This window comes from Mesorhizobium sp. M7A.F.Ca.CA.003.01.2.1, from assembly GCF_003998945.1.
Classification (GTDB): Bacteria; Pseudomonadota; Alphaproteobacteria; order Rhizobiales; family Rhizobiaceae; genus Mesorhizobium; species Mesorhizobium ciceri.
On the sequence record NZ_RZRA01000165.1, the window covers coordinates 1 to 7444 of the forward strand.

Consider the following 7444-nt stretch of genomic DNA (forward strand, 5'->3'; position numbering starts at 1 on the left):
GCGCGTAATAGACGGCGATGTCGAGCTTGGTCGGGCCGGTCTTGCCGAACAGCCGGCGCGTCGGGTTGGTCACCCAGATGGTGGCAAGGTCAGCCTCGGCGATCAGCCGCTTGCGTGTCGAGGATACCGGCGTCGACAGGCCGACATCCCTCAAACCGCGGAAGACGCCGTGGCGCAGTGCGTTGTCCGCTGTGCGGTTGGCGTAGTGGATGCGCGCCGACAGCAGCGGCCGCACCCAGTTCATCTCGCGCATGATCTCGCGCGGAACGCCCTCGGGCGCGCTGGCGCCTTCCCGCAGCGGCTCCAGCCTGGCGAGCAATTCACCGGCTGTGGCGGCATCGAAACCGGTGCCGACCTTGCCGCGATAATGCAATTCACCGCCCTCGAACTCTGCCATTCCGAGCGCCGCCAGCCCTTCGGCCGCATCGGAGATGGTGAAGCCGGCGATGACGAAGTCGTCCGACAGCAGCGCCTTGGTCTTGGTCCAGCTTTTGCTTCGGCCGCTCTGATAGATGGCCGTGGCGCGCTTGGAGACGACACCCTCCAGCCCCAGTTCCGACGCCTGGTCGTAGAGCCCCTGCCCCGAGCCCTCGACATGGTCGGAGAACTGGATGGCGGAATTGGCGCCGAGGCCCGACAGCATCTGCGCGAGCAGCGCCTTGCGCCGGACCAGCGGCGCCTTGGTCAGGTCCCAGCCGTCGAGATGGAGAAGATCGAAGGCGTAGAAATGGAGCTTGCTGCCGGCGCCCTCGGCCAGCGCATCCTGCAGCAGCGCGAAACGGCTGATGCCCCGGGCGTCGAGCACCACGATCTCGCCATCGATGATGGCGTCGCAGCACGGCAGTTTGGCGAACGCATGCGGCAGGTCGCCATAACGCTTCGTCCAGTCGATGCCGCCACGGGTGATCAGCTTGACCGCGCCCTCAGTGAGATGCGCCATGGTGCGGTAGCCGTCGAATTTGATCTCGTGCAGCCAGACTTGTTTGGTGTCTTCGCCATCGGGCGGTTTTGGCACCTGCGTCGCCAGCTGCGGCTCGATACGGGCAAGCATGGGGGCCTTGAAGGCGCCCGGCAGCGTGCCGGGCTTCAGCGATCCCTGTCTGGGCGCGGGTTTGGCGGCGGGCTTTGCCGGCGCCGCCAGCTCCTCGATGCGCAATCCGGATTTGACGCTCTCCGGCCGGGCCGTGAGGATGTCAAGCGCAGTGTCGGCCGCGAGGTCGCGCTCTTTGAACAGCAGCCAGTTCTTCTTGTTTTCGTCCTCGCCGGGTTTCGGCTTCAGCCGGGTCAGCATCCAGCCGCCATTGAGCTTGGCGCCGGCCAGCCGGAACTTGAAGGCGCCGGTGCGCAAGCTCTTTTCGACATCGTCCATCGGCGCCCAGCTGCCGGTGTCCCAGACGATCATCGGCCCGCCGCCATACTCGCCTTCGGGAATGACACCCTCGAAGTCGATATATTCGAGCGGATGATCCTCGGTCTCGACCGCCAGCCTTTTGTCGGCCGGATTGAGCGAAGGCCCGCGCGGCACCGCCCAGCTCTTCAAGACATCGCCGACCTGCAGTCGCAGATCATAATGGTCTGCGGTGGCGTGGTGCTTGTGCACGACGAAGCGGTTGCCGTCGCTGCTGACGAGCCCGCCAACCGGTTCCGGCGTCTTGGCGAATTCGCGTTTGGCGCGATAGGCTTTGAGCTTTGGTGGAGTTGTCATCGCAAAGATCGAAGCACGGCGGCCAGGAACAAGCCAGTCACGCTCTCAATCGTCAGCGGCCGGCGTCAACTCGAGCTCCGCCGGCGACAGCCCTTGCTGCAACTGGCTCAGCCGGAATTCGTCGACCCAATAGGCCTCGCCATCGACCAGAACCCGGGCTTGGTAGGTGCCCTCCGAAAAACGCTGCTCGGTGATGTAGACCTTGTGACGATCGAGCGCTTTGCGCACCGCGGCGCGTTTGGAATTCTGACCTGTGACGGGACTGAACATGACACTGCCCTCGGTCGCCCTGACACGCAACGCGGCCGCTGTCGGCGGCCTTGCGACTGGCTCCAAGGATGCCGGAGACGAGGTGTCCTGTCAATTTCGTGGCAGTGCAGGTTGCAGTCCGGTTAAATTTTGCAGTCTTTTGAAGATGCTCGGGTCTCGGCCTGAATCACGATGTGAAGCGCGCGAAGACGAAGCCGCGCGTGATCGTGCCTGTTGCCGCCAGCCTACGAAGCGGCCGGCATACCCGAATGAGTGGATTTTCGGACTTCCCCGATGAGATCGAGTGTCGCTGCCGCGACCTCGGCAACCTGAAGCCGCTGCACACAATAGACCCCACCGGGGTTGTTTTCTTTACAAACACCTGGAGCGATGCATGGACAGGGCATGACCGGCTGGAGCGTCCGGTTCGGGACACCGAACGGGCCCCATTGCTCAGGCGACGTCAGGCCGTACAACCCCACCGCTGGAGTTCCGACAGATGCCGCGATGTGCATCGGGCCGCTCTCATTGCCTAGAAAGATTGATGCTTCGGCCAACAATGCCGTCAGGACTTCAAGCGAGGCCTTTCCGACGACACTGGCGACCGGCGACGCCGCCACTTCAAGGATCCTTTGCGCGGCAAGCCCCTCATCCGGCCCACCAACGAGCAGAGATCGCAACCCGGTTCTGGCGTATACCTCGTCGATGACCGCAGCAAAATGTTGCGGCGGCCAACAACGCCCTTCGAACCTGGCGCCGGCATGCACGGCCACATATGACTTCTTTGCCAAAGCGTTTTCCGCAAGAATCCTGGCACACTCTTCCTGGGCGGTCCCGTTCGGCTGCAGCCGAGGCGTTGGGTCCTGACAATCCAACCCAAGCGCGTGGAGTGGAGACAGGTTCCTGTAGAGATAATGGGGGCCGCCCTGTCCGAAAGTCGCGGCGAGAACGTTTGCAAGCTGGATTTCCCAGAACTTCATCGGATGCTCGGAAGGATCGAAGCCGACGCGAAGTGGAGCGCCGATCAAACGATGCATTATCCGCGAGGTTTTTGAATCGGTAAGGTCGATGCTAAGATCGAATTTTCGACGCCGCAGATCAGAGATGACGCCACGATAGTCGCTCAAACGCTTGAGCAGAGTCCTTCCTCTGCCGCGGGATTCAAAGCCAACGGCAACATCGGCGATCCCTTGCGCGACGATGAACTGCTTGAGTCCCGGCGCACAAAGCATGGTTACCGATGCTTGTGGATAAGAAAGACGCAGGTTGCGAACCAAAGCAGATGTCAGAACGACATCTCCAATGTACTTCGTTTGAATAATGAGGATGGAACGAATCCCATCTCCTAAACTTGCATTCATCGAGGTGATCTGCCGAAAACGCCAATTTGAGAAATTCTGCCGACGACACTCATTTCTGAACGTCAAGCGCGCTTTCAAATATAGAGCCAACCAACCCTGTCAACAACCTTGCCGGCCTTGGTGCCTCTTTGCATCGGTCGTCGGCAGGACCGGCAAACGCTCGTCCTCAGTCCTTCAATCGCCGCAAGCGGCGCGTCAGGCCCTGAACGGCTTTGAGCAGCCGGGGGCGCGACCGCGTCATGCCTTCGACCCGGCTGCGCAACAGAATGGCTGCGTTCGCAGCCCTGCCCCGCACCGTCACCGGTTCGCAGATCTCGGCCAAAACCGAACTCGCGGCACCAATATGTTGCTTGTAGCCCTGGCCGCCGACCGACAGGTCGAAATAGTCGAAGCCCCGCTCGCATCCCCACATCATCAGCTTGCCCATCGTCGTCAGGCCGGGTGAGACATTGGCGACCGCGTTCTGGTCGATGCCCAGCAGGAGGGCGTGAAGTGTGCCTTTTCTGACCAGCACATAGATGGAGGCGAGCCAGGCTTCACCGACGCGTAGACCGAAGAGCCGCACAGATCCATTGGACAGGCCTTGCAGCGCCGCGGCGCGGTAGAAATCGACGACCGGGACCTGCGTCAGGAGGTCGAAACGCCCAAGCTCACGAAAACGCTTCAGCCGCAATTCCAGCAGCACATCCAGGAGCTCCTCGGTCAGATCAGGCGTGTCGGCCTCGACCAGAGCGAGGCCACCAAGCTGTTCGAAGCCGCGGCAATGCTTGCGGAAGGCCTTGGCAAAGGACGGCTTGCAGATCCGCTTGATGAGCGTCTCCGGGTCGCCGTGCAGGACGAGGCCGGAGGTGACCTGGATGGAGTCGCGCGCCACCGAAAGCAGTGCCAGCGGATTGACGAGGCCGTGGATCTGCTGCGGGATCCCCGCGATATGGATGCGATCCGCCGGTGGCAGAACGGCACGGACCGCCGCCCACATGGCGTCGGCACTCTGCCTGGTCCACGCTCTCCCATCCGCCAGCAGCGGCACCGAGTAGTCGCACACGCGGCAGCTCAGCCATTCGATGACGTGGTGGCCGAGGGCCCGGCGCCGCATCAGCGGCAGCAGCATGGCCGGCGCGCCGGTCATGGCGTCACTCACCTCGATGACGACCAGGTCCGCGTCCTTGGGCATCAGCCGTGCGGCGATTCCTTCGACCCAGGCATAGTGCTGATGGGCAGTGCAGACGCCGTGCGCCTCAAGCAGCAGCCATAGCAGCCTTACGGTATCGAAACTGGTGTGCAGCCGAGCCGTGAAGTGCGCGGTTGCATCAGCGTTGGCGACAGTCGGGGAAAACCGCCCACCGGGCAAATCCCTTATCGGAGTCGTTCGCGCCGCGTAGCTTGCCACATGCTTCTCCCGTCATTCCGATCCCCCACGCAGGCGCCGCAAGTCCCGCATCAGTCCCTGGAGCCTCTTCAGCAGCCGAGGTTTGGAGCGCACGAACACCTCGGTCCGGTTGCGGACCTCGATGGCTGCGCTCACGGCGCTGCCTCGCACCGTAATCCCGTGGCAAAGCTCGCGCAGGCCCGAACCCACGGCACCCATATGTTCCTTGTAACTCTGGTTGCCGACCGACAGGTCGAAATAATCGAAACCGCGGCCGCGCGCCCAGCTCATCAACTTGCCCATGATCAGAAGTCCCGGCGAGACATTGGGCACCGCGCCCTGATCGATTGAGATCAGCAGAGCATGAACGGTGACTTGATGGATCAGCAGGTATTGTACGGCGATCAGAGCTTCACCAACACGCAACCCGAAGAGCCGCACCGACCCATCCGACAGGCCCTCGAGAGCGGCGTTTCGATAGAAGTCGACAGCCGTCGCCTGCGTCAGCAGGTCGAAGCGGCCCAGTTCGCGAAAGCGGCTGAGCCGCATCCGGACCAGGCCGCCGAAGATGACCTCCACCAGGGCCGGCGTGTTGGCTTCGACCAGTTCCACGTCGCCAAGCCGTTCGAGGCGGCGCCAGTCCTTGTTGAAGGCCTTGACGAAGGATGGCCGGCATAGGCGCTTGAGCACGGTTTCCGGGTCGCCGTCGATGGCGAGGCCGAAGCTGGTATGCAGGGAATCGCGCGTGGCTGCGAGCAAGGCCAGAGGGTTGGTGACGCCGCTGATCGATTGCGGAATTCCCGTGATCTGGATGCGGTCCGCCGGCGGCAGCACGGAACGCACCGCAGCCCACGCGGCCTGCGCCGATTGCATCGTCCACGGGCTGGCATCTGCCAGCAGCGGTGCCGAATAGTCGCAAACGCCACAGCTCAGCCATTCGATCACCCGATGGCGGAAGGCCGGCCGCCGTATCAGCGGCACCAGCATTCGCGGCGCGCCCGTCACGGCATCGTTTACCTCCACGATGAGCAGTTCCGCACCTTCCGGCATTAGCCGCGCGACGATCCCCTCGGCCCAGGCATAATTCTGGTGGGCGGTGCACACACCGTCCGCCTGGAGGCGCAGCCAGAGCGGCCTCACCGCTTCCAAGCTGGTGTGGAGCCGCGCCGTGTAGGCATCGATGGCGACGACGGTGGCCGGATGGGAGGACTGGCCATCGGGCGAGCCGGTCACCGCAGCAATTTGCACCGCCTGGACTGCCATGTTTTTTCCTATCGCTTTGCCGTAGCGAACGGCAGCGTCCGCCGCCACGCGCCCAACCGGCTGTCGCGCGCCTCATCGGGATGCTCGATATTCCACATGCGGTGATGCGCGAAATACCACGATGCCACGAGCACGAACATCTCCGAGACGGCGGAACCCAACAACGCCCACGGCGGAGACGCGATTGCCAGCAGGGCCGCGATCAGCGCCAGCCCGACGACCGCGCCGCCCGTGGTGATGAACGCGACGATCCGAAAATCGCCGAGTATCTCAAGCACGATGCGGGGCATGATATAGAGCATGATCGGGACAAAATTCGCGATCACGAAAAGCCCGATGAACCAGGTCGAAGCGTCCTGGAGAGCCTGGGATTTTATCATCGGCAGGACGAACATGATCGCACATCCATAAGCAAGGCCGCCGAGCCCCATGACGAGCGCCCAGATCTTGGCCTGCGTCCAGACACGGCCTGTTTCATTGTTCCGCATCAGCCTGGCGAGATCCGGCTGCGTCATGTTGACGAACGCAAGGCTGATGATGCGCAGCGGAGCAAACAGCACCAGAACCGCCGCCAGCGGTGCGTAGGCGGCTGGCCCGGCAATGCCGGCGACCAGCAGCGCCAGACATTGACCCTGGATGTTGGTGGTGGTCGCGCTGAATGCCGACCAGCGCAGTTGGGGCCAGAGCCTGACATAGCGTCGGCGCGTCGGCATGCGGAAGCTGATGCGAAGCGAGCGCCGAGCCAGGCGGACCAGGACGAAAATGCCGAACACATTTGCGGCTGCAAGTGCATAGAATACGGTCTGCAGCGGGTCTTGGACCAACCAGATCGACAGCCCGGTCAGGACACAGCCGGCGACTGTAAAAGCGCCATCGCTGATGGAGACGACAACCTGCTGGCGCCGTGCGAAGAAAGCCGTGCGCATATGGCTGCGCAACGACCAGGCACCGACGAAGCAGCCGGCGGCAATTCCGCTTGGATCTCCAAGGACATGCATCAGAACAGCCGTGCCGACGGCCATCAGCAACGCCACGATCAGCGCCGCCGTTCCGAACGCCACGTCATAGGTATTGACGCCGGCGCTGTTGGTGCTCTTGCTCATCCAGATGCTGGCGGGAACAGCGGTGAGCGACCTGATATAGGACAGGCCGACCCCGCCCATCACCATGCCGATGGCGAAGAGGCCGTAGCCCTGCGCCGACAGCATGTGCAACAGCATGATGTTGAGGGCGAAATGAAAGCCGCTCTGCATCGCCTCGCCGCCGATCATCAGCACGAGGCGTCGAACCAGATGGCTCGGAAACGCTAACTTCACGGCCGTGTCTCCGCTGCGCGGGCAGCGGGCGCCCTGCCCGGCCGCGCGATGGTCGTCTTCAGCTTTTCGGCGGCGATCGCGGTGATCGCCGCGGCCGCGACCGGCTCGCTGAAGATCGCCTCATAGCGCGCGCGCCCGGCAGCGACAAACCCGCGCCAGGCCTCAGGGGCGAGGATGATCT

The 7444-nt window shown here is 63.2% G+C and carries 6 protein-coding genes and 1 pseudogene; all 7 read right to left on the reverse strand.

Features of this window, described 5'->3' with window-relative positions:
- Positions 1–1705 (reverse strand): non-homologous end-joining DNA ligase (gene ligD / locus EN969_RS09460; RefSeq protein ID WP_127419089.1); only part of this gene is annotated, 1705 nt, incomplete at its 3' end.
- A gap of 45 nt (positions 1706–1750) precedes the next feature.
- Positions 1751–1975: a hypothetical protein gene (locus tag EN969_RS09465; protein ID WP_027160830.1), complete on the reverse strand. Its 225-nt coding sequence runs from the start codon at positions 1973–1975 to the stop codon at positions 1751–1753.
- 224 nt (positions 1976–2199) lie between these two features.
- A complete protein-coding gene (locus tag EN969_RS09470) occupies positions 2200–3381 on the reverse strand; it encodes a glycosyltransferase family 9 protein (protein WP_335918267.1) in 1182 nt (393 codons plus the stop codon).
- A 100-nt stretch (positions 3382–3481) separates the two neighbouring features.
- Complete coding sequence (locus EN969_RS09475; protein ID WP_063168633.1) at positions 3482–4705, reverse strand: GNAT family N-acetyltransferase; 1224 nt, start codon at positions 4703–4705, stop codon at positions 3482–3484.
- Between the two features lie 12 nt (positions 4706–4717).
- On the reverse strand, positions 4718–5947 hold the full coding sequence (locus EN969_RS09480) for a GNAT family N-acetyltransferase (RefSeq protein WP_063168634.1): 1230 nt from the start codon (positions 5945–5947) through the stop codon (positions 4718–4720).
- An 8-nt stretch (positions 5948–5955) separates the two neighbouring features.
- Entirely contained in the window at positions 5956–7263 is a 1308-nt protein-coding gene (locus EN969_RS09485; RefSeq protein ID WP_082826507.1) for a hypothetical protein, read from the reverse strand.
- Positions 7260–7444, reverse strand: a pseudogene (locus tag EN969_RS09490) (glycosyltransferase family 1 protein); the annotation flags it as partial. The gene EN969_RS09485 and the pseudogene EN969_RS09490, both read right to left, overlap by 4 nt.